Genomic DNA, 22,420 nt, shown 5'->3' with positions numbered 1-22,420 from the left:
GCAGTCAAGGGCGGTCATAAACAACCGTATTTGAAGTGTTAGCTGTGTGCAATCGTATTGCGATGTCGTTCCTGCAACTGCTTGAGCAGATCTTCAGGGAGCAAATTTCGAGCGTCCTGAGAAAGCTTCTCTACAGTCGGGAGTGTTGAAGAGACACTTGGATCCTCAGAGGCTTCATCCACCTCTGATTTGCCGGCAAGCGCTTCAATCAGTTTATCTTCGCTTCCCATAGAAATTGCTTCAGCCGATGCGATATCGCCGAACAGTGGCGGGATTTCTTTAGACTGAACCGGAAGAATAGGTGTTCCCCGCTGCAAAGAAGAGGTCATGTCCGGTGCAGGTTGTGGCATAGGTGGAGGAGTACTGATCTTCTGCTCAATGACATTCAAAGCTGTGGCTTTTTCTGTCTTAGCGTTTTCGGCATCCAGTACACCAGTGATCTTCATTTCAGCGATGTTGCCAGCAACAAGACCAGCCATACCCAGCGGGCCAGCAATCATGCCATAAAGAGAGCTGCCCGCGACGCGTGAGCGCACAGACGCTTCATCACCGGTGATCTCCCGATAAAGCGTGTTAACGCCCGGAATATGCTGCAGGGGATTGATGATATCCAGTAGCTCTCCAAGGCTAAAGGCTCAGAAGAAGATTTCTGAGTGACTTTAGCCGTGTTGGTTCGATCTTCGCCGGTCGTGCCATTGATTGATTGTACTGGATTAACCGCCATTAGCCTTCTCCCAGCTTACGAATAGTCTGCTGCCGGATGCTTTCAACGCTCTGCATCATCGAGTTAGTGCTTTCAAATGCACGTGTGATGGTGATGAGCTTTGTGATCTCGGAGATAGGGTTGATGTTAGCGCCTTCCACAAAACCCTGAGCAAATCCGTTCTCAGCAAAGTCCAGAACAGGTTCTGCTATCGCATCTGGGATAACGCCAGAGTTACCGGTTCGGCTCAGTTTTGCATCTTCTGGTATGGAGAAGAGGCCAAGAACACCGACCTGGCGGCCTTCCTGATAGATCGTTCCATCCTTGGAGATCTCTGGTGGGCCGCCCAGTGGATCAAGGATAATGGGTGCATTGCCGCTATCAAGAACTGGATTACCCTCAATGCTGCGCAGGATGCCATCTACACCAATCTGGAGGCGACCATCGCGGGTATATGCTACGCCATTGCCTGTCTGAATGCCGAGCCAGCCAGATCCTTCGATTGCAACATCTAGAGAGTTTCCTGTCTGCTTAATGGCACCAGCCTGTCTGGAGATGTAATTCTCACCAGTAGAAGCGAAGGTAACAGGATCTTTGCCTGGGCGTTTAACGAGGCTGTCGAACTTAACTTCGTCCGCCCGATATCCCGCAGTTTCCATGTTGGCCACATTACGTGCAACAGTTTCCAGCCTCCGCTCAAGGGCCATCTGGCCGGAAAGGGAAACATAAAGAGAAGGGACGACCATAGTTAAGTCTCCAGATCCAAACGATAAAATCCGCAGAATTCTGCAAGCTTGGATCGCTGCTGCTATGCATAAAGCATGTACAGAGGCGATCAAAGCAAACCTATCTGCACTCAAATACGCGTAGAGAATGCGTCAGATGGCTTGTCTGAGGCTGTATGACGGATTGCGCTGGTTTGTTTTTCTGTACGCCAGCTTCGGACAAGTAAGCCTCGCTACCACAAACTAAGAAAAGTGCTTGTCCGGTAAGTGTGTGGAGCGCAAATTGAATATTCTAGTTGGCCTCGTGATCGTTATTGGATCAATAATTGGTGGTTATGTTGCTATGGGTGGCTATATGAAGGTGCTTTGGCAACCTTTTGAGCTGCTGATTGTTGGTGGAGCTGCCTTCGGTACCTTTGTGGTAGCTAATACCTTTAAGACGATTAAGGATACCGGCCGCGGTATTCATGAGGCTTTGATGAATGCAAAGCCGAAAAAGCGTGATCATCTCGATACGCTGAGTGTGCTTTACGGGCTTATGCGAACCCTTCGTGCAAAGGGTCGTAATGATGTTGAGCAAATCATTGATAATCCCGCGGAATCTGAGTTGTTTCAGCGTTTTCCGCGGGTTCTTGCTAATGTCTCTCTGACAAGCTTTATTTGCGATTACTTCCGTCTCATTATCATTGGTAACGTGCGTCCGCATGAGATCGAGGCTCTGATGGATGAAGAGTTGCATACTCTTGGTCGTGAAGAGATGAAGCCTTACCAGGCGCTCAGTATTGCTGCTGAAACTCTTCCTGCGCTCGGTATTGTTGCGGCAGTGCTGGGTATCGTGAAGGCGATGGGGGCTATTGATCAGGAGCCGGAGATTCTTGGTAGTCTGATTGGTGCGGCTCTGGTTGGTACGTTCCTGGGTATCTTTCTTTCCTACGGCATCGTTAGTCCGATCGCGGTGAAGATCAAATCAATCCGTGAGCAGCGCTACCGTCTTTACATTGAGGTTAAGCAGACGCTTCTCGCATTCATGAATGGTGCGGCACCTCAGATTGCACTTGAGCATGGTCGTAAGACAATCGGTGCAGATGATCGTCCGACAATTGATGAAGTTGAAGCTGAAACTATGAATGCTGGTCCTGTGACGTCCGCAGCTGGGAGTGAAGGTTGATGGAGCCGCAAGATCTGGATGTAGGTGATGAGGTTATTAGCCCTCAAAACGCCAAAGTTGATTTGCCTTCCCGTCTGCTGGATGCAGCAGGCTTGGGTGTCGATCGTCTTCCAATGCTTCATGTGGTCTTCGACCGTATGGCGCGACAGTACATCGATACGCTTCGCCAAATGGCGGCAACCGCTCCTTACCTAGCTGTTCAGTCTGTTTCAAATGAGCGAATTGGAGATGCACTTGAGCAATACGAAGATCGTGCGGTAGTTGCCGTTCTTCATGCTCAAGAATGGGATGCGCGCATTCTGCTTGGCTTTGATCGCACCTTTATCTTCTCCATGGTTGAGGTCCTGCTCGGCGGAGATGGGGAGGAGGAGCCGTTTCTTGAAGATCGCTCTCTAACTAACGTGGAGCAGCGTCTCGCCTATCGCATGTTTGAAGAAGCAGCGACTGCGCTTGAGACAGCTTTCGAGGCAATCGCGGATACGTCTTTGAAAGTCGAGCGCCTCGAAAATCGTATGGAGTTTGCGCAGACAGGTCGTAAGAGTAATCCTTGCGTACTGGCTAAAATGACGGCTGAGATCATTGGTCGTGAAGGCGAAATCTTCATTATTATTCCGCAGTCAGTCCTTAATCCGCTTCGTGAAAATCTGACGCAGGTTCTTTCAGGTGAAGTAGCTGGTCGAGATACGCGCTGGACCAAGCAGTTCCAGCAGGAAGTGCAGCGGACTGAAGTCAAGCTCACTGCGATCCTCGAGGAACAGCGTATGACGCTGGAAGAGGTTGCGCAGTTCGAGGTCGGACTTGTTCTTGAGCTTAATGCTACGCCGAAAACTGCCGTTCAGCTCGAATGTAATAGTCAGCCATTGTTTAACTGTCGCCTTGGGCAAGTTGCAGGTTCTTACACTGTGCGCGTTGAAGAGTTGATCGAGCAGGAAGGGGAACTTCTCGATGATATCTTATCTAATTGATGGATTTTTACTTTTTGCTCTTTTGATCACCACTTGGCGTGTCGTTGTGATGTACCGACAGCTGAAAAGACTTTCGAGTTATCACGAAGAGTATCAGCGGATTTTTGATCAGACCTCAGAGGCGATGGATAACATCGGTCTGTCTTTGCAGGAAATCCGCGTTCGTGGAGAAGAGATCCTAAGCAATCTCGGTCAGCGTATCGACGAGGCGCGCGAGGCGACCGTCGATATCTCGGGTGTGATCCTTCAGGCGCAAACTGAAATGAAGGCGCTTCAGGAGCACATTGAGTGGCTGAGCAAGAAGAGTGACGAAGTCGGTATCAGTATGGATGATGCACCACCGCGTCCAGGTGGAGACAGAGGGCGTAGGTCTGGTCGCACTGCAAAGCCAGCTGCCACGCGCGCTAAGCAGAAGCAAAAGCCGGTTTCAAGCGCGTCCTCAAATGCGGCAGCTCTGCTTCTTGCTGGTGGGTTAGGTAAGCCTGCAGCGGAAGAGAAGGCTGAAAATACTGCGGTGTCGGCAATTGATAATCAGAACGTCAGAGTAAGAAAAGTTTCTTTCGGCCAGAGCGCCACATTCCGATCTGTAAATGTAAAGGACGACGAAAGTCTGAGAAGGAGAATGATCCGCAATGAGCAGCTCAAATGAAATGAGTGATGAAGCCCTCGCACTGCAGTGGGAAGCAGCTGCTTCTGAGGCCGAGATGGACATGGATATGGCAGCTCCGGCTGCATCAGCCCAGCCTGCGGCATCTGCGCCAGAGAAGGGCGTCAGCGATGAAAACGTTGATCGTAACCTAGATGCAGTTCTCGGTATTCCAGTCGATATGCAGGTGGTTCTCGGCTCTGCGACCATGCCAGTGGCTAGTTTGCTGAAGCTGGGTCGTGGTGCGGTAATCCCGCTTGATCACCGTGTTGGTGAACCGGTCGATATCGTCGTGAATGGTCGTACCGTGGCGCGTGGCGAGATCGTAGTTGTTGAAGATGACAACTCCCGATTTGGTGTATCGCTGACCGAGATCGTAGGTGCAAAAGGCAACTACGCCTAATCTCACCTGAGCTGTGCTTGATTTATATGTGTATCCGAGGCGCGTAGAGAATGAACAGTGTTGTTCCAGCTGAAATGGGAAGCGTCATTTCCAAAAAGAATGGCCATCAGAAAGCAGCAGCTTTGCTGTTGGCTATGGGAAGTGACAAGGCAACTCGTGTTCTGAAGCATTTCGATAATGATGAAATGCGGATGATCATCCGGGCTGCAGCTGATCTGGGCACAGTTCCTGCCAGCGAACTCGATGAGTTGATTGAAGAATTCATTGAGTTGTTCTCAGGCGGGGTCAACCTGTTCGGCACAGCAGAGGGTGCGGAAAGCCTTCTGAAAGGCATTTTGCCAGAAGACCAGGTCGCAGAAATTATGTCGGACGTTATGGGGTATTCCAAGCGTTCGATTTGGGACAAAGTCTCACAAATCTCGGAACATGTTCTTTCTACTTATCTTCAGAAAGAGCATCCACAAACGGCAGCAGTTATTCTGTCAAAAATCTCTGCCAGCGGCGCAGCGCGTGTGATTTCCCAGATCCCACGCAGAAAGCGTAATCAGATCGTTCGTCGTATGTTGACACTGAAGCCAATCGTGGAAGATGTCATGGAGGAGGTGCAGAAGACGCTGCACGAGGACTTCATGGTGAACTTCGCGAGAACCGTGGGTACAGATGCTCACGTTCGTATGGCTGACATCCTCAATAAGATGGAGCGTGACGATCTTGAAGATACATTGGGCAATCTGCGAGAGGCTCTGCCAAAATCCGCAGAACAGCTCGATGCACTGCTCTTCACCTTCGACGATATCCAAAATCTGGATCTGCGTACCAGAACTGCCATCTTTGATGATGTTACCAGTGAAGTTATCACGGCAGCTCTTAAAGGCACCAATCCGGAGTTCCGTCAGGCTATCCTTGCAAGTATGGCCTCCCGTGCACGCCGTATCGTTGAGAACGATCTGGCTTCCGGTGAGCCTATGACACAGCGCGAAGTTATGGACGCGCGTAGAGCGATCACCGACCTTGCTCTGGAAAAAGCCAATGCGGGTGAGATCGATCTTGAGATCGGACGTGGAGAGGAAGTCTACGTCTAAAGCTTCGGCATGACTTTTTAAGTTTGTCAGACCACCTTGAGATGCGGCAGGTTTCATGTCTGAAGATCAGGATCCCGATAGCAAGACCCAGGAACCCACGGAGAAAAAGGTCCGTGATGCCTTGGAGAAAGGTAATATCCCTGTCTCCAAGGAAGCCTCTGTCCTTGCTTCCATGTTGGGTCTTCTGCTGATCCTATCCTTCATTGCTGTCGATAAAGCGCAAGGGCTTGTTCAGTTTCTGAAGTGGTTTCTCGATAACCCTGGTGAGATCAGTTTTGTCAGCGCGGCGGAGCCTCTTCAATTGATGTCTGCTGTGGCGTTTGAATTGGTCTGGTTTCTTGGTCCAATTGTGGCCCTTCTAATTTTCTTTGGCTTGGCTTCATCTTTTATGCAGAACACGCCACGACTTGTGCTTGATCGTATTGAGCCGAAGCTAAGCAAAATCTCTTTGAAGAAGGGATTTGGCAGGCTCTTCAGCGTCAATGGCGCTATGGAGTTCGTGAAGTCTCTCTTTAAGCTGGTGACAGTCATCGTTGTTGCTGCATTGGTATTGAAATCGCAGCAAGCAGTCGCGCTAACGTCCATGTACAGTGACCCAACTCAACTGCCACAGCTTATTTTGTCTGTGGCGATGACGTTGCTCTCCGGTATCTGTGTAGCCACCATTTTCCTGGTTGGCTTCGATTTGGTTCTCGCTCGCTTCCAGTGGCGTAAGAACCTGCGTATGTCGCATCAGGAGCTCAAGGATGAATTTAAGCAGGCGGAAGGTGATCCGCTGATCAAAGCTCGCTTGCGTTCTCTGGCACGTGACAGAGCGCGTAAGCGTATGATGTCATCCGTGCAGGATGCGACAGTCGTTGTTGCGAACCCGACCCATTTTGCCGTTGCGCTGTATTACGAGCGTGATGGTGACCAGGCTCCGCGGGTCGTTGCAAAAGGGCAGGATATTATCGCCCTGAAAATCAAGGAGCTTGCCTATATTCATGATGTTCCGGTTGTTGAGGATCGACAATTGGCACGTTCACTGTATGCCGCCGTAGAGATAGATCAGAGTATTCCAGAAGAATATTATCGCGCGGTAGCAGAAATTATTTCATATGTTTATTTAAAGCGCTAAACACTTAGGTGAAGCGCATTTTCGCCTTGCGAGGGTAATTTTGTCGATTAAGACCACTTTGAAGAATGATGACTTGCCAGCAAAGTCTGAAGATGTCCTGCGGGAAGCCTTAATTGCAAACGCGATGAAGCCGATCGCCGCCGAGCTGCGACTTTGTGATTTGTCGTCACTTGCTCGTCATATCCTTTCCAATGAATCTGCAAATCTCACTGATTTGCTGGAGTCCTCAACTGAGCTTTATTTCAAGCCAGAAACATTGATGTATGCGGGGACCTCCTCGATTGATTTGAACTGGAACGGGGACGTGACGGTTTGTCTGCATATGAAGTTCACCAATGAGGGTGTGAGCGTTATGTTCCACCTGTTCTTGTTGGCATTAAATTCAGCTGTCGATGTGAAATTTATCGCCTTTGATCAGCCTTCCGATGATCCGCAGGAGAACACAAAACGGCTGGAAACTGCGCTTTCAAATGCGCGCTTAAACTCCTAAATATAATTTTTACATTTCATTAAGTTAAAATTTTAAGATAAAAAGATAATACTTGACTAACTAAGTATATCTTTTTCGCTTTTCTCGGAAATATTGATTCCACCAGCTACGGACAAGATTGCACTGCTATCCACTTTGAGTAGTTTTTGTAGTGGAGTGGAATTTTTGGAGCCCGTATATCTTTTTAGTTTGGTCTCGCGGCAAAATTCTTGGCTGTCAGTTCGTCAGTCAACAATTTCCGAAAATATCGCGAACGTTGATACTCCTGGTTTTGCGAGTAGGGATGTCGAGCCTTTTAAGGACGTCCTGGGCAAAACCAGTATGCAGATGGCTGCAACGCAAGCCGGTCATATTAGCGAAGATGGAACGAACTCTCGTCGTGTTCGCGTGAATGATGGTGAAGCGTGGCAGGTCACCGTTTCCGATAACTCCGTTTCCCTTGAGCAAGAGCTGATTAAGTCAGGTGAGGTCGCTAGGCAGCACTCGCTTAACACCCAATTGGTTGGGTCCTTCTACGGTTTGATGAAGTCCAGCTTAGGGAGATAAGTTTTATGATTGATCCACTTGTAGCGTCTCTGAAAATTTCCTCCTCGGGTTTGAGGGTTCAGTCGCAACGTATGCGCATTGTTTCTGAGAACTTGGCGAACGTTCAGTCGACTGGCGATACGCCTGGTGCAAACCCATACCAGCGCAAGACCATCACTTTTAAAAGTGAAGTAGATCGTGCGCTTGGAGCTAATCTTGTTGCTGTAAAAAATATCGGCTCAGACAAAGGTGATTACCGTGTTGAGTTTGATCCGTCGCATCCAGCTGCTGATGAAAACGGCAACGTAAAATATCCAAACGTTAATACTCTGATTGAGCTTGCAGACATGCGTGAAGCCTCCCGTTCTTATGAGGCCGGTCTGCAGATGATGGTGAAATCCAGAGAAATGATTACTCGTACAATTGATTTGCTGAGGAGTAGGTAATGGCGGATCTTTCGGCGTTGAGCACAGTATCTCGCGTATCGACGTTTACCAGTGGTGTAAATGACGTTTCTTCTACTGCTCGCACCCGTCAATACCTGGTTGGTGGTCCTCAGGACACTCAGGCGACACAAGGCGTTCAGGGTAGTTTTGCCGATACAATGGCGGAAGTGGTTCGTGAAACCGCAGGCGACCTGAAAACCGCTGAAGCAACTTCTGTTGCGGCAGTGCGGGGCGAAGTTTCCGCTCAAAAAGTGGTTGAGGCCGTAATGAAGGCAGAGCTTTCCTTGAAGAGTGCAGTTGCTGTGCGTGACAAGGTTGTTGAGGCCTATCAAGAATTCTCTCGTATGAGCATCTGATTGTTTGAGAAAAGGTTTTACTCATGAAAGCTCTTGCTATTGCTGCGACGGGTATGTCTGCTCAGCAGAAAAACCTCGAAGTTATTTCCAATAACATCGCAAACATGAACACGACTGCATTTAAAGCATCCCGTGCAGAATTTTCTGATCTTCTTTATCAAATGGATCGTGCAGCTGGTGTTTCTAATCGCGGCGGCGCAGCTCCAGTTCCAGAAGGCATTCAGCAGGGCTTGGGTGTGAAGACTGCAGCTGTCCGTAAGTTGCATGCACAAGGTGCTCTACAGCAAACCAATAACGCTTTCGATCTTGCGATTGACGGTCAGGGTTGGTTTGAGATTACAGGTCCTGATGGAGAGGCGCTTTTCACTCGTGCAGGTGCTTTTAACGTGAATGGTGAGGGTGCTCTTGTCACGCTCGATGGTTACGAAGTCCAGCCTGGTATTACGGTTCCGATTGAAGCTGTTAAGGTGACTGTCAATGAAAGTGGCGAAGTTTTCGCAACTTACGCTGATGGTAATCCAGCAACAAATATTGGTCAGCTGAGCCTGACAAGTTTTGTGAATGATGCTGGTTTGAAAGCAATCGGCGGCAATCTGTTCCGTGAAACTGAAGCCTCTGGTGCGCCAAATACCGGCATCGCAGGTGAGGGGCCTCTTGGCGTAATCCGTCAGGGTTACCTTGAAGGTGCAAACGTTGATCCGGTGAAGGAGATCACCAGCCTGATCAGCGCACAGCGCGGCTATGAGATGAACTCCAAAGTTATTCAGGCTGCCGATGATATGGCTGGAACCGTATCCAAGGGCATTCGCTAGGGCCTGAGCATGATTGCCTCAAAGCGCCTCCCTAAACTGGCATTGCTATTATGCTGCGTGCCGCTGCTAGTTACAGCGGCATCAGCAGCAAGTCGGCGCGAAGTTGTAAAGCTTCCAGTGCCGGCCATGATGATCTACCCGGGCGATAAGATCGAAGAAGGAATGCTTCGTGAGCACGGGTTCTTCAAAAAGTCTGTTGCGCAGCTTTCGATTGTCAATCGGATACAAGACGTAGTTGGTCTGGAGGCGCGACGTACTCTTTTCCCTGGAAAGCCTATCCCAAAAAACGCAGTTCAGGATCCGGTTGTTGTGAAACGCGGTTCTTCAGTTCTGCTTGTGTTTAAGGAAGAGGGGCTAGAGATTCGCGCCATTGTTGAGGCGCAGGAATCCGGGGCAATTGGTGCAAACATCAGGGCACGTAACCCTGATACTGGTTTAAGTGTTTTGGGCAAAGTGCAGGAAGACGGATCTTTGCTGGCTGAAGGAGAATAAAATCGTGCGTTCTGTGAGCCGTTCTCTGGGGGCAATGTACCTTGCTTTTCTTGCATTGTTTTTGTCATTTGATAGCGCATCTGCGCTCGTTCGTATCAAGGATATAGCTGACCTGCGCGGCATGCGTTCAAATCAGCTTGTTGGCTATGGTATTGTGATCGGCCTGAACGGCTCTGGCGATACCATGCGTAACTCTCCTTTCACTGAGCAATCCCTGCAATCCATGTTGGAGCGTATGGGCGTGAATGTTCGTGAGGCGAACTTGAGTTCTCGAAATGTAGCAGCAGTTGTCGTAACAGCCGAGCTGCCACCATTCATCGGCAATGGTGCGCGGATCGACGTTTCTGTTGGTTCCTTGGGAGATGCGAAGTCGCTTCAAGGCGGCACATTGCTCGTGACACCTTTGATGGGTGCTGATGGAAATGTGTATGCCGTAGCACAAGGCTCCGTGTCAGTTTCCGGTTTTTCTGCTGAAGGTGATGCAGGTAGTCTGACGCAGGGCGTGCCGACTGCTGGTAACGTACCTAACGGTGCTCTCATTGAGAAGACGCTGCCTGACTATTTCTCTTCTATGCCGCAGTTGGTTCTGGAGCTTAAAAATCCAGACTTCAAAACTGCTGTACGCGTGACTGATGCAATCAATGCGTTTTCTCTGAACCGCTATGGCCTGAAGCTCGCAAGTGAGCTTGATTACAGATCTGTCCAGGTGCAACGCCCGGCTGGCATTAGTTCAGTGCGATTTATTTCTCAGATCGAAGGCCTGATGGTTCAGCCTGATACGCCCGCTCGTGTTGTTGTCGATGAACGTACAGGTACCGTTGTTATTGGTCAGAACGTCCGGATTTCAACAGTTGCAGTTACGCATGGCAATCTGACTGTTCGTGTTTCTGAGCGTCCGGAAGTCTCTCAGCCTAATCCGTTTGCTCAGCAGGGTGAAACCACTGTTGTACCGCGCACGGACATCGATATTCAGCAGGAAGATGGTCAGTTGCAGCTGATTGGTGGTACCGACTTGCAGACTTTGGTGCGTGGTTTGAATCGTATCGGTCTGAAGCCAAGTGGCATCATCGCAATTCTTCAGGCGATCAAGCAGGCAGGAGCTCTGCAGGCAACTCTCGTGGTCAAGTAAGACCGCACGGCAATTGGATAAGCCACGGGCAAGCTTGTGGCTTCAATGTACCGCTAAACCTATTGGAACTGAGTTGTAATGCCTCTCTTAAAGCTCTCTAAGAAGACGTTCTTTCCCCTTAAGTGTGCAGCGGTGTCTCTTGGTTTGTGCATGTCACTTGCCTCTGCAAGCGCTCAAACAGCTGAAGCTGAAACAGAAGATCTGAGCGCAGCAATTGAGCAAGCGAAGAACTACTGTGAAGCAATCGCTGATCAGGCAAAGGATGCTCGGATTGCATGGCAGATGCGGGCGCTCTTTGATGTTGAACATCAGATGAAAGCCAAAATCACTGAGCTTGATGCAAAAATAGCCGAGCTCCGCAGTTGGGTGCAGCGCCGGGATGAAATCCTGCAGAGAGCTGAAGGGCATGTCGTTGATATTTACGCAAACATGCGTCCTGACGCAGCTGCGCTGCAGCTGACGTCTCTGGATGATGAGACTGCTGTTTCTATTCTTCTTCAGATGAAAGCACGTAAGGCTAGTTCAGTTCTCGCTGAACTATCTTCTGAGCGTGCAGCTTACCTGACTGACATGATGGCAGAACTTACAGCTCGTAAAGCCGGCAAACTGAATATGGGAGTTTCACAGTGAAGCGCACCTTGGTATGCATTCTCGCCGCAATTACGCTCACTGGCTGTAATGCCATGAAGAACGTCGGCAAGGAGCCGCATCTGACCCCGTTAGGGCAGGGGCTCCAGCCAAGTGTTGCAAGCCTTCCGGCAACTCCTGCAAAGAGCAGTGGACGTAGCAATCGAGCGTACCACGGCCTCTGGGCTGATGGAGAACAAGACTTCTTCCGTGATCCGCGTGCAAAGCAGGTCGGCGACGTACTTACTGTTGCAATCAAGATTAAAGATAAAGCGAAGCTTGATAACTCAAGCGAACGCAAACGCGATTCATCGCGCTCAACTGGCCTGAAGGGAGCATTCTCCTGGGCCGGCGTGGATTCTGGCGAAGCGGATGCAAGCATCTCTGGCACTGGCGCCACCGCGAGCAAAGGTGAAGGTGCGATTGATCGTAGTGAAGAGATTGATCTTTCTATCGCTGCTGTTGTGACCAAAGTGCTTCGAAATGGAAATCTAATCATCTCTGGCCAGCAGGAAGTGCGGGTGAACTATGAAGTTCGCGTTCTCTCTGTTGCGGGTATCGTTCGTCCTGAAGATATTACAGGTCGCAATACCATTCAGTATGACAAGATCGCTGAAGCGCGCGTTTCTTATGGTGGCCGAGGTCGCATGACAGAGGTGCAGCAGCCGAGCGTTGGTCAGCAAGTTATTGATATCATTAGCCCGTTCTAAGGGAGGCTCCGATGGCTATAAAAGCTCAATTGCCAAAGCCGCAGTTGCCAACCTCTGAGAACTCTTGGGTGAGTGTCGCGATAGCTGCAGCAGTTGTTACTGTCGTTGCAGGTGCTGGTGGTATGGGGATCGGTTCAACGCTGGTTGATCAGGTTCACAGCAAGTATCTGGAAGAGCAGAAAGCCAACAGTGGTGCGCTGATCAATCCGGAATACACTGAAAGCAGTCAGATCGTTTCCCTGAAGCCGATCGTGACCAATTTGCTCTCTTCTTCCAAAAACTGGATCCGCATCGAAGCATCTGTTGTTCTTATGCAGCGTGGCATCGAGGAACAGGACCATTCGCTTCTTGTGAAACAGGTAGAGCAAGATCTGCTTCTCTACGCGCGTACGTTAGGTCCACGCCAGCTGGAAGGTACGCGTGGATTGCTGCGTCTGAGAGACGATCTCAACGAACGCGCTAAAATGCGGGGCGGAAAATTCGTGAAGGAACTCGTACTTGAATCCGTGGTGATTCAGTGATGCGTTATCTTGCGTTTTTTACGGGATTTTTGAGTTTATTTGCGTTGTTTTGGGTGGCTCCGGCATCCGCGCAAGAAATCAACCTGAGTGACCTGCTCCCAGCCGGGCAGGCGTCTGCAAGCGGTCGCATTATCCAATACGTCATGATCCTGACGGTGCTGTCTTTGGCGCCAGGTATCCTGATCATGGTAACAAGCTTTACACGTTTCGTGGTGGCGCTGTCTTTCTTGCGCTCTGGTATCGGTCTTCAAACGACACCAGCAAACATCATCCTCATCTCGCTGGCCTTGTTCATGACTTTCTACGTCATGGCACCAACGTTCGATGCCGCCTGGAAGAACGGCCTCCAGCCGCTCATTAAGGAGGAGATCTCCGAGGAAGTTGCCTACGAGGAAATGACGAAGCCTTTCCGGCGTTTCATGTTGGATAACGTCCGCGAGAAAGATCTCGTTCTTTTTGATGATTTGGCTGTCAGCGCATTCAACTATGAAAAAGATGCGCCAGTAGAAGAGTTGGACCTCCGTGTCCTCATTCCAGCCTTCATGATCTCCGAACTCCGTCGCGGTTTCGAGATAGGCTTCCTAATAGCTTTGCCCTTTGTTGTCATCGATATGATCGTAGCAACAATAACCATGTCCATGGGCATGATGATGCTCCCACCGACGGTGATCTCGCTCCCCTTCAAGGTGCTGTTCTTTGTCCTGATCGACGGATGGTACTTGCTAACTGGCGGACTGATAAGGTCGTTTACATAGCGTTAAGCATAAAAAGCCCCGATGAGGGGCTTTTTTCTTGCTTATATAAAAGAGTCAGTTTCGCGTAAGTTAAGTGAGTCATCGTTGGCTTCTGTTACAGGCTTTGATAATTCAAAGTGCATGATGCAATTCTGTAACCCCGGCAATTTGATCCGGAATGTCCCAATTCTTCTATTAAGGGACAAATATTATGTCTTCTCTTTTGACTAACTCCTCCGCAATGGTCGCTCTTCAGACACTGAAGGGTATCAACGGCAGCATGGCGGAAACTCAGAACCGTATCTCCACCGGTATGCGTGTGAGCGATGCGTCTGACAACGCAGCTTACTGGTCTATCGCAACAACCATGAAATCAGACAACAAAGCCCTGAGTGCTGTTCAGGATGCTCTGGGTCTGGGTGCAGCGACTGTAGATGTTGCCTTCACTGCAATGGATAAAGCCGTTGAAGTTGTTGACGACATCAAGGCGAAGCTGACCACTGCAAAAGATGGTACTGTTGATAAAGACAAGGTTCAGGCTGACATCAAGCAGCTTCAGGAGCAGTTGCAGACCATCGCTTCTTCTGCAAACTTCTCTGGTGAAAACTGGCTGCAGCAGAACAAGTCCACTGACAACCTCAACAAAGAGATTGTTGGCTCCTTTACGCGTACTTCTGATGGCCAGGTAGAGATTCAGAACATTGATGTAGATACAAGTTCTATTGTTCTGGTTGATACCAATGCTGATGCGGCTGCGAACAGCGGTATCCTCTCTCAGCAGTTCGGCTTGATGGTGATAATGTTGATCTCGCCCACCTTGTGGCGGCTAACATTCAAGTTACGGGGTCTCTTGCCGGCGGTGATCTGGTAGTCAACTTCTTTGATGGACCAATCGCAACGGGCAATCAATACTCAGGGCTGGAAGCGGAAGCGCTTCAGGCGATGGTTGCAGATCACTACAAAGGTGACACTACTACTACAGTCGATGCTGCAGCGATTGAGGCGCTTTTTGCTGGTGATTTGAGTGCTGCTGCTACCGACCTTAGTGCAAAAGTAGATACGCTGGCTGAAAGCAATATTCTCACTTTTGATGTTGGCGGTCTGACCGACTCTATTGGTGATAAGGCTATTCTGAACTCAGTTTACGCATCTGTTGATGCTACACTTCAGACTATGACTGAAGCTGCAACCGATCTTGGCTCTGCTAAGGCACGTGTTGACATGCAGAAGCAGTTCGCAAGTGATCTGTCTGACGCGATTGACCGCGGTATTGGTCAGCTTGTTGATGCGGACATGAACGAAGAGTCTACTCGTCTGAAGGCGCTTCAGACTCAGCAGCAGCTCGGCATTCAGGCTCTGTCTATCGCAAACAACGCTTCTCAGAACATCCTCAGCTTGTTCCGTTAAGTCGGAAATCCCTGAGAACCCTGGAAGCTTTAAAGCCCCGGTTTGTCGCCGGGGCTTTTACTTTGTGAGTTTAATGACTTTTATGTCATATTTTACTTAAGTATTCAGCTTCGCGTAAGTTACGTGAGTCATCTTTGTTTCTGTTGCAGGCTTTGACCATTCAAAGTGCATGATGCAATTCTGCAACCCCGGCAATATGATCCGGAATGTCCCAATTCTTCTTTTTAAGGGACAAATATTATGTCTTCTCTTTTGACTAACTCCTCCGCAATGGTTGCTCTTCAGACACTGAAGGGTATCAACGGAAGCATGGCGGAAACGCAGAACCGTATCTCCACCGGTATGCGTGTGAGCGATGCGTCTGACAACGCAGCTTACTGGTCTATCGCAACAACCATGAAATCAGACAACAAAGCCCTGAGCGCTGTTCAGGATGCTCTGGGTCTGGGTGCTGCAACTGTTGACGTTGCCTTCACTGCAATGGATAAAGCCGTTGAAGTTGTTGACGACATCAAGGCGAAGCTGACCACTGCAAAAGATGGTACTGTTGATAAAGACAAGGTTCAGGCTGACATCAAACAGCTTCAGGAGCAGTTGCAGACCATCGCTTCTTCTGCAAACTTCTCTGGTGAAAACTGGCTGCAGCAGAACAAGTCCACTGACAACCTCAACAAAGAGATTGTTGGCTCCTTTACGCGTACTTCTGATGGCCAGGTCGAGATTCAGAACATTGATGTAGATACAAGTTCTATTGTTCTGGTTGATACCAACGCTGATGCCGCCGCTAACAGCGGTATCCTCTCTCAGCAGTTCGGTGATATTGATGGTAACAATGTTGATCCTGCGCACTTTGTAGCAGGTAACATCACTGTTACTGGTTCCACTGCAGGTGGTGATTTAGCTATCCAGTTTACAGATGGTACTACAGCTTATGAAGGTCTTGAGATTAATGAGATAGAAGCATTGGTCAAGGCTCATGCTGAATCTACAGGAACAGATCCTGCGGATGGAGCTGCAGTTGTGGCCTTGATTACGGGTACCGGTGCTCTGGCGGCAGATGCTGCTGCGATTGAGACCAAGTACACTGAGCTTGCAGAGGATAGCATCCTTACCTTTGATGTAGGTGGTTTGACAGACTCTGTTGCAGACAAGGCTATCCTCAACGCTATCTACGAGCGCGTTGATGCTACACTTCAGACTATGACTGAAGCTGCAACCGATCTTGGTTCTGCTAAGGCACGTGTTGACATGCAGAAGCAGTTTGCAAGTGATCTGTCTGACGCGATTGACCGTGGTATCGGTCAGCTTGTTGATGCAGACATGAACGAAGAGTCTACTCGTCTGAAAGCGCTTCAGACTCAGCAGCAGCTCGGTATTCAGGCTCTGTCCATCGCAAACAACGCTTCTCAGAACATCCTCAGCCTGTTCCGTTAAGTCGGAAAGCTCTGAGAACCTTAGAAGCTTTAAGGTCCCGGTTAGTCGCCGGGGCCTTTATTTTTATTTATGATAAAATTTTAGATAAAATTATAATAAGTCAGGTTAGCGCAAGTTCGACAAAATATACCAGTATTTGAGATAAGCTTTCTTAAGCTTTATCTCGTGTTGGGTAGATTTGTGTTAAGCGGTGCCGGATGTTGAGTAATCAGTTGAATATCCCCGGAGTAGGGGAGCGGGAAATCGAGCATCTGGATCTCTCTGAGCTTGCATCAGAAAAGAAGCTCGAAGGTTTGACATTTGCGCTTCGTGGCAATGAGCGTTTCTGGAGTTCTGTTGTTGCTCTTGCGCGCGATGTTCTCTTTGAACAAGAGGGGCAGCTGCGCCAGATTGATTGTGGAGCCAACACCATTGTTGCGATCAATGCAACCGCGGATCGTGTGAGTAAGCGTCTTAAGCAACAGAGTTGTGGTCTGTCGGTGAATGGCCTGCCGAGCATTCAGCGCATTTCGAATGCTGGTGTCTATCTCTAATCAACTTTGGTTTTTCAGCGAAAGCACCTTAGGTCGCTGAGAAACCGTGGATTTTCAATCAATGTAAATCCTGATCACGTTCGCGCAAGGTTGAAAAGCGAAGGTAGCGCCATTGATACACCTGCAGAGGTCGCAATGGCAGCTCGTGAAAACGCCGAAAAAATCTATAGTAATCTGGCAGAGTTAGGTGCAAAGCGCCTGATGGTGCTCGCATTTATTGGGTTATTTACGTTTGTTGCGATTGGCGCAGCAGCATATCTCTTGTCCCGTCCAGAGCAGGAAGTGCTCTACGCAAACCTTGAACGGGATGATGTTACTCAAATCGGTATGGCGCTTCAGGCCAGTGGTATCCCATTTGATGTAAGTGCGGATGGCTCAGCTATTTCTGTTGGTGTTGGCGCAACGGCCCGAGCTCGTATGTTGCTGGCAGAAAAAGGCCTGCCGCGCGGGTCCGGCGCAGGTTATGAGCTCTTTGATGAGATGGGCTCCCTGGGTCTGACATCTTTCATGCAGAGTGTAACTAAGATCCGCGCCCTTGAGGGTGAGGTGGCGCGTTCCGTTCAAAGTATGCAGGGCGTGAAAGCTGCGCGCGTGCATCTGGTGCTTCCTGAGAAGGCAACGTTCCGCCGTGAAAATCAGAAGCCAACGGCATCTGTCCTTATTCGTACCGAAGGTATTCAGACCAACTCCATCGCGCAGTCCATTCGCTATCTGGTTGCAGCAGCCGTTCCAGGTCTGACTGCAGAAGCTGTAACGGTTCTTGATACCGAAGGTCAGCTGCTTGCGGCAGGTGAAGATGCGCAGAGCGCGTCGACGGGCCGAAAGGCAATGTTGGAATCTGATCTGGCGTCGCGTAAGGAAAACGCGATCCGCCAGGCTTTGGCGCCTTACCTCGGTGTCAATAACTTCGAAGTCAGCGTCTCCGCGTCCGTGAATACAGACAATCAGCGTGTTTCTGAGACCTCTTACGATCCGGAAACCCGTGTTGAGCGGTCCTTCCGGGTTGTTCGTGAAAACGCAACCTCGCAAAATGCGAGCCTTGAAAATCCAACAACTGTTGAACAGAATTTGCCTGAAGAGGCTGTGTCTTCTCAGTCTGGTGAGCGCTCTTCTGAAGAGAATGAGCGCCGCGAAGAGTTGACCAATTATGAGATTTCTTCTCGTACCGTAGAAACCATCTTTGATGACTACCGCATCGAGCGCATGAGTATTGCGGTTCTTGTTAATCGTGATCGCCTTGTTGAAGAAATGTCTCGTCGTGTTGAAGGTCAGAAGGGTGATGCTGTTGTTGAAGGTGAAGCTGCTGACCTGACAGCTAAGGTTGAAGAGATCGAAGAAATCATCGCGACAGCAGCCGGTGTTGACACAGCGCGTGGCGATAAGGTCTCTGTTTCTGCCGTAAACTTTGTTCTTGCCGGTCAGCAGTTGGCGGCTATCCCAGAGCGCACCTGGCAGGATGTGCTGATGCGCAACATGGGCTCTGTCGTGAATGCCGGCGCCATCCTCATTGTAACGCTCATGATCATCTGGTTCGGCCTGCGTCCAGCTGTTGCTTTCCTTATTCCGAAAACAGAGGTCGTCGAAGAAGGGGTGCCGGTTGGCGCGAATTCCAACAGTGCTGCAGTGCGTGATGGTGAGATCGAAGGCGAAGATGGTCAGCTGCCAGACTACTCAAATGGAGAGGGTCTGGGTGGTGAAAGTGTAGACGCTACTGTCGTGAACCGCGATAATCTCCGCAAGCTGGAACGCGCTGTTGAAATGGATGACATGCAGGCAGCAATCATTCTGAAGCAGTGGATGTATGATCAGGAGCGTGCCGTATGACGCGCGGCATCAATGATTTCCTAGCTGATTTTACCACGGATACGGGCGTTACCACTAAAGACCTGCAGGATATGCAGGAAGTGATTTCCATGTTGCCCAAGGGTTACGGAGAAGGCGGTGACTGGGTCAATCGCGTATTTGAAGCCTACGAAAACGGCTTTTCAGAAGGCGAAGAGGCTGCAAAATCTGGTGCCGAAGAGCGCATCAAGAAAATGAAAGAAGATCTGGAAGTCGAGCTTGCTGCACGCGAAACGGCTTTTAAGGAGGGGGAAGGTGAGAAGCTTAAGCTGGCTTTTCAGGAATCCCTCGTAGAAATTGAAGATCGTCTTTCAAAAACGGTCTCTGAAATTCTTGTGCCTTTTATCGAAGAGAGTGCGCGCAATCGTGCGGTAGCGTCACTCGTGCAAGTGCTGCGTCGTCAGCTTTCCGAGACCCCGGAGATTCTGATCAATGTGTCAGGGCCGGAACACCTTTTTGATTTGTTCAATAAGAAGACTGGTGAACTTTCAAACACCATTAAATTTTCTGAAAACTCCAGCACTGATCTTGAGGTGAAGGTGTCAGATATGACTCTTTCAACCGGTTTGACGGAATGGTGCGAGGAGCTTCGTAATACGCTGGGAGAGTAGTAGCCATGGCGTTGGAACCACAAGAACTGATTATCGTTCGCAGGCGTAACAGCGACATGATCACCACACCTAAATCAGGTGTTTGGAAGATTGCATACGCTGACTTTGCAACAGCAATGATGGCCTTCTTTCTTCTCATGTGGTTGGTCAATGCATCCGACGAGGCCTCTCAGCGCGGTATTGCAAGCTACTTCAATCCGATCAAACTGGTAGATTCAACAGCGAGCCCCAAAGGCATTCGTGATCCGGAGGAAACACCTTCACCCAATGACAGCGATGAAGGTGTCGATAATGGAAAGCCAATCGGTGCTGGTGGTACTGAGAAAAAAGGTCCGACCTCCGGTGGTGGCTATGACAAGCCCGAGCCAATCTCAGATCGAGACACAGGCGAGAATTCAACATTTGCCGGTGCCAATGCTGACGACGGTGGCGTAAAAGCAACCAGCGTGTCCAATCGGGATTATGAGCGTGAAGCACGCTACACTGAAGCACAGCTCTTCGATAATCCATATGCCATTCTTGCAGCGCTTGCTGCTGAAGCGGAAGCAACTGTCGAGACTGATGGGTCCCCAGGCACTGGCGGCATCGGTGCGTTGAAGATGGCGAAGACGCCAGTCCTCTTTGCTCTTCCTAATCGCGACCCTGATGGTCAGGGCCTTGCAGATGGTACAAGTTTCCGGGATCCGTTTGACCCGTCCGGCTGGCAGGAAGATGAGCTGCCAGGTAACGCTCCGCTGCTTGCGCAAATTCCTATTCTTCATGAGAAGGAAGAGGGTATTGCTTCGAATGAGCTGACAGCTGAGCAGATTAAAGTTCTTGAAGAAGCTTCTGAGCTGGCTCGTGGTGGTAAGGTCCTGCCGGCAGTCGCAGGTGAAGCGTCTGCTGAGAACTCTGTTATCGTAATCGGTGATGCTCCTGACGGCGAAGGTGAAAAGTTGGCAGAAGGAGAAATTCTGAAGCAACTGGCTCAAACCCAGGCTGATGAAGCGGGTGAAGATGCCGTGATGACACGCCTTGTTTTCGCTGAGGTGAAAAAAGGTGAAGCTGCGGAGAAGGTTGATGAAAAAGACGTTCCAGAGCTGGTTGAAGAAACCGAAGAAACGCTGAAGATTGAGATTGTCGAGGCAGAACCAACTCCGGCAGAGCCTGTATCCGAACCAATAGAAGTTGCTCAGACAGGTCCTGAAACTCTCCCAATGGTCCCTGCAGCCAAACCAACTGAAGCAGCTCAGGGAGCGGAGTCTGGTGATGATGAAGACGATGAAGGTGATAAACAGCTCGTCTCTATCGCAAACTCCGTCGGGGCTGCACTGGATGGCCTTAAAACTGGCGCAAGCATTGAGTTCACGCATTCCCGTGATGGCGTACTGATCCGTATTATGGACAATGACGACTTCGGAATGTTCGCAGTTGGATCTTCAGAGCCGCATCCGGATGTTGTGAAAGCAATGGAGAAGATCGCCAAGGTTCTGGAAGAAGAGAACGGTGAGATCGTCATTCGCGGACACACGGATGCACGTCCATTTAAGTCCAAACGCAATGACAACTGGCGTTTGTCGACTGCTCGTGCACACATGGCTTACTTCATGCTTGTCCGGGGCGGGCTGGATGAAAATCGTATCGTTGGCATTGAAGGATACGCTGATCGCCGTTTGAAGGATGTTGAAGAGCCATACGCACCACAAAACCGTCGCATTGAAATCATGCTGATGAAAGGGCAGGCCTGATGTCAGTGAGAACTGCAAGATGTACTGGTACTTCTCTCCTGAAATCAGCTTTGCTCTCTGCTGGCCTGCTTGTGGCTGCTGCCCCTCTCGCAATGGCACCGCAGCCTGCATCGGCTCAGATGATTTCAACGGCTGACCCGGATCTGATGGTTCTGGAACTGCAGATCCTCCAGGATGAGATCATCAAGGGTAACCTTGAAGCGTACAACCTCCTGCAGCCATCACTTATCGTCATCGGTCGTCGTTTCCTTCGGCTGGATCGTGAGTTGTGGAAACAGGAGAAAAACTCCCGCGCTGCAATCTCATTCATGCTCAGTGGTGGTTCTGGATCTGTCTTTCAGGAGCTTGCAGTTCAGGGCGTTGTGTTCAATGCGGATCCAAATCTGTTTGCAGGCGCGATGGCCTACTCACAGGGCAACCGCCAGATGGCGCTGAACCTGCTGCTGAAGGTCGACCCGCTCACGCTTCCGGTCGCTGTTGCAGGACAGGTGGCGCTGGCGCAAGCAATTCTGATCTCTAACAACGATCCAGCTGGAGCGCAGCGCTATTTTGATCTCGCGCGCCTCATGATGCCAGGAACACTGGTTGAGGAGAGTGCGCTTCGTAGGCAAGCGCCAATGGTCGCTGAGCTAGGAGATACTCAAAAGTTCGAGCGCTTGTCTCGCCGTTATCTCTTTCAGTACAGCACCTCCGTATTCGCATCTGAGTTTCGCGACACTGTCGCCGATGTCATCAGCGGATCAGAGTACTTGAAAAAAGAAGACGAATGGGATCGCGTTTTCCAGTTGGTCTCCGAATTCGATGCAGAGTCTCAGAACATTCTCCTGCTTCGTTTGGCAAAAGCGGCCTTGATCAGCGGCAACACTGCGTTTGCGGTCAAAGGCAGCGAAGCCTTTCTGGAACATGGCTCAGATAACGCTGAACAGATTAGTGAAGCTAGGCTCTATCTGTCTGCAGCAAAAGCTTCTGGCGAAGATTGGGAAGAGGCGATCACAGGTCTGGTTGATGTGAAATCGACAGATCTAAGCCCCGAAAATCAACTGCTTCAGATCAGCGCTATTGCAATGGCAAACACCATTCGGGAGTGGCCACAGCCGGAAACGCCGGATGCTTCCGAATATGTTCCTTATGTCCCCAAAGTTGCTGAAGAGCAAGCTTCACAATGTAGATGTTCTGAATCCTTTCGAAGATGCACTGAATGATGCCGATGAGGCA

25 protein-coding genes and 2 pseudogenes are annotated in these 22,420 nt (G+C 49.9%); 25 read left to right on the top strand and 2 right to left on the bottom strand.

Going from position 1 to position 22,420, the window contains the following annotated elements:
• Positions 1–38: 38 nt before the first annotated feature.
• Together JCM12308_RS24245 and flgF are read right to left on the bottom strand one after the other, a co-directional pair.
• Positions 39–536, bottom strand: a complete 498-nt coding sequence (locus JCM12308_RS24245; protein ID WP_208978922.1) for a hypothetical protein — start codon at positions 534–536, stop codon at positions 39–41.
• Positions 537–723: 187 nt separating this feature from the next.
• Positions 724–1,449, bottom strand: a complete 726-nt coding sequence (gene flgF, locus JCM12308_RS24240; protein ID WP_054785328.1) for a flagellar basal-body rod protein FlgF — start codon at positions 1,447–1,449, stop codon at positions 724–726.
• A 262-nt stretch (positions 1,450–1,711) separates the two neighbouring features.
• Between flgF and motA the strand changes: the two genes are divergently transcribed.
• The 25 genes and pseudogenes from motA (at position 1,712) to JCM12308_RS24120 (ending at position 22,407) form a co-directional block, all read left to right on the top strand.
• A complete protein-coding gene (gene motA, locus JCM12308_RS24235) occupies positions 1,712–2,596 on the top strand; it encodes a flagellar motor stator protein MotA (RefSeq protein WP_008551824.1) in 885 nt (294 codons plus the stop codon).
• On the top strand, positions 2,596–3,561 hold the full coding sequence (locus JCM12308_RS24230) for a flagellar motor switch protein FliM (RefSeq protein ID WP_008551846.1): 966 nt from the start codon (positions 2,596–2,598) through the stop codon (positions 3,559–3,561). Before motA ends, JCM12308_RS24230 begins: the two co-directional genes overlap by 1 nt.
• The gene (locus tag JCM12308_RS24225) at positions 3,542–4,210 is read left to right on the top strand and encodes a hypothetical protein (RefSeq protein WP_054785327.1); all 669 of its coding nucleotides are present in this window, start codon (positions 3,542–3,544) and stop codon (positions 4,208–4,210) included. The genes JCM12308_RS24230 and JCM12308_RS24225 overlap by 20 nt, the downstream gene beginning before the upstream one ends.
• A gap of 55 nt (positions 4,211–4,265) precedes the next feature.
• Positions 4,266–4,610, top strand: coding sequence for a flagellar motor switch protein FliN (gene fliN / locus JCM12308_RS24220; protein ID WP_371256390.1), 345 nt, complete (start codon positions 4,266–4,268; stop codon positions 4,608–4,610).
• 50 nt (positions 4,611–4,660) lie between these two features.
• Positions 4,661–5,692 carry a flagellar motor switch protein FliG gene (locus tag JCM12308_RS24215; protein WP_008551790.1) on the top strand — a complete coding sequence of 344 codons (1,032 nt, stop codon included), beginning with the start codon at positions 4,661–4,663 and terminating at the stop codon, positions 5,690–5,692.
• 55 nt (positions 5,693–5,747) lie between these two features.
• Positions 5,748–6,809, top strand: a complete 1,062-nt coding sequence (gene flhB, locus JCM12308_RS24210) for a flagellar biosynthesis protein FlhB (RefSeq protein WP_014285230.1) — start codon at positions 5,748–5,750, stop codon at positions 6,807–6,809.
• Positions 6,810–6,849: 40 nt separating this feature from the next.
• Positions 6,850–7,299: a BspJ family T4SS effector nucleomodulin gene (locus tag JCM12308_RS24205; protein ID WP_208608704.1), complete on the top strand. Its 450-nt coding sequence runs from the start codon at positions 6,850–6,852 to the stop codon at positions 7,297–7,299.
• A gap of 156 nt (positions 7,300–7,455) precedes the next feature.
• A pseudogene (locus JCM12308_RS31915) lies at positions 7,456–7,569 on the top strand (flagellar basal body protein); the annotation flags it as partial.
• 57 nt (positions 7,570–7,626) lie between these two features.
• Positions 7,627–7,845 carry a flagellar basal body rod protein gene (locus JCM12308_RS31910; RefSeq protein WP_244272016.1) on the top strand — a complete coding sequence of 73 codons (219 nt, stop codon included), beginning with the start codon at positions 7,627–7,629 and terminating at the stop codon, positions 7,843–7,845.
• 8 nt (positions 7,846–7,853) lie between these two features.
• Positions 7,854–8,270: a flagellar basal body rod protein FlgC gene (gene flgC, locus JCM12308_RS24195; RefSeq protein WP_054785332.1), complete on the top strand. Its 417-nt coding sequence runs from the start codon at positions 7,854–7,856 to the stop codon at positions 8,268–8,270.
• Entirely contained in the window at positions 8,270–8,626 is a 357-nt protein-coding gene (gene fliE / locus JCM12308_RS24190) for a flagellar hook-basal body complex protein FliE (protein ID WP_054785326.1), read from the top strand. Before flgC ends, fliE begins: the two co-directional genes overlap by 1 nt.
• Positions 8,627–8,649: 23 nt before the next feature.
• Positions 8,650–9,438 (top strand): flagellar basal-body rod protein FlgG, encoded by a 789-nt coding sequence (gene flgG / locus JCM12308_RS24185; RefSeq protein ID WP_014285234.1) that lies wholly within the window; start codon positions 8,650–8,652, stop codon positions 9,436–9,438.
• 57 nt (positions 9,439–9,495) lie between these two features.
• Positions 9,496–9,930 carry a flagellar basal body P-ring formation chaperone FlgA gene (gene flgA / locus JCM12308_RS24180; RefSeq protein ID WP_208978921.1) on the top strand — a complete coding sequence of 145 codons (435 nt, stop codon included), beginning with the start codon at positions 9,496–9,498 and terminating at the stop codon, positions 9,928–9,930.
• Between the two features lie 4 nt (positions 9,931–9,934).
• Entirely contained in the window at positions 9,935–11,059 is a 1,125-nt protein-coding gene (gene flgI / locus JCM12308_RS24175) for a flagellar basal body P-ring protein FlgI (protein WP_008552046.1), read from the top strand.
• Between the two features lie 150 nt (positions 11,060–11,209).
• The gene (locus tag JCM12308_RS24170) at positions 11,210–11,689 is read left to right on the top strand and encodes a MotE family protein (RefSeq protein WP_208608703.1); all 480 of its coding nucleotides are present in this window, start codon (positions 11,210–11,212) and stop codon (positions 11,687–11,689) included.
• Positions 11,686–12,396, top strand: a complete 711-nt coding sequence (flgH, locus tag JCM12308_RS24165) for a flagellar basal body L-ring protein FlgH (RefSeq protein ID WP_008551888.1) — start codon at positions 11,686–11,688, stop codon at positions 12,394–12,396. The genes JCM12308_RS24170 and flgH overlap by 4 nt, the downstream gene beginning before the upstream one ends.
• A gap of 11 nt (positions 12,397–12,407) precedes the next feature.
• The gene (locus tag JCM12308_RS24160) at positions 12,408–12,917 is read left to right on the top strand and encodes a flagellar basal body-associated FliL family protein (protein ID WP_054785324.1); all 510 of its coding nucleotides are present in this window, start codon (positions 12,408–12,410) and stop codon (positions 12,915–12,917) included.
• Positions 12,917–13,672 carry a flagellar type III secretion system pore protein FliP gene (gene fliP / locus JCM12308_RS24155; RefSeq protein WP_008551779.1) on the top strand — a complete coding sequence of 252 codons (756 nt, stop codon included), beginning with the start codon at positions 12,917–12,919 and terminating at the stop codon, positions 13,670–13,672. The genes JCM12308_RS24160 and fliP overlap by 1 nt, the downstream gene beginning before the upstream one ends.
• A 190-nt stretch (positions 13,673–13,862) precedes the next feature.
• Positions 13,863–15,058: pseudogene (locus JCM12308_RS31905) on the top strand (flagellin N-terminal helical domain-containing protein).
• A gap of 240 nt (positions 15,059–15,298) precedes the next feature.
• A complete protein-coding gene (locus JCM12308_RS32585) occupies positions 15,299–16,492 on the top strand; it encodes a flagellin N-terminal helical domain-containing protein (RefSeq protein ID WP_054785323.1) in 1,194 nt (397 codons plus the stop codon).
• 197 nt (positions 16,493–16,689) lie between these two features.
• Entirely contained in the window at positions 16,690–17,025 is a 336-nt protein-coding gene (locus tag JCM12308_RS24140) for a hypothetical protein (protein ID WP_054785322.1), read from the top strand.
• Positions 17,026–17,160: 135 nt separating this feature from the next.
• On the top strand, positions 17,161–18,849 hold the full coding sequence (fliF, locus tag JCM12308_RS24135; RefSeq protein WP_054785321.1) for a flagellar basal-body MS-ring/collar protein FliF: 1,689 nt from the start codon (positions 17,161–17,163) through the stop codon (positions 18,847–18,849).
• Positions 18,846–19,478 (top strand): FliH/SctL family protein, encoded by a 633-nt coding sequence (locus tag JCM12308_RS24130; RefSeq protein WP_054785320.1) that lies wholly within the window; start codon positions 18,846–18,848, stop codon positions 19,476–19,478. The genes fliF and JCM12308_RS24130 overlap by 4 nt, the downstream gene beginning before the upstream one ends.
• 5 nt (positions 19,479–19,483) lie before the next feature.
• A complete protein-coding gene (locus JCM12308_RS24125) occupies positions 19,484–21,205 on the top strand; it encodes a flagellar motor protein MotB (protein ID WP_054785319.1) in 1,722 nt (573 codons plus the stop codon).
• Complete coding sequence (locus JCM12308_RS24120) at positions 21,205–22,407, top strand: MotC family chemotaxis protein (RefSeq protein WP_054785318.1); 1,203 nt, start codon at positions 21,205–21,207, stop codon at positions 22,405–22,407. Before JCM12308_RS24125 ends, JCM12308_RS24120 begins: the two co-directional genes overlap by 1 nt.
• The last annotated feature ends 13 nt before the right edge of the window (positions 22,408–22,420 follow it).

This window comes from Pseudovibrio denitrificans JCM 12308 (assembly GCF_001310815.1).
Classification (GTDB): Bacteria; Pseudomonadota; Alphaproteobacteria; order Rhizobiales; family Stappiaceae; genus Pseudovibrio; species Pseudovibrio denitrificans.
Note: the sequence above shows the minus strand (reverse complement) of the source record. Positions and strands in the feature narration are given on the sequence as shown.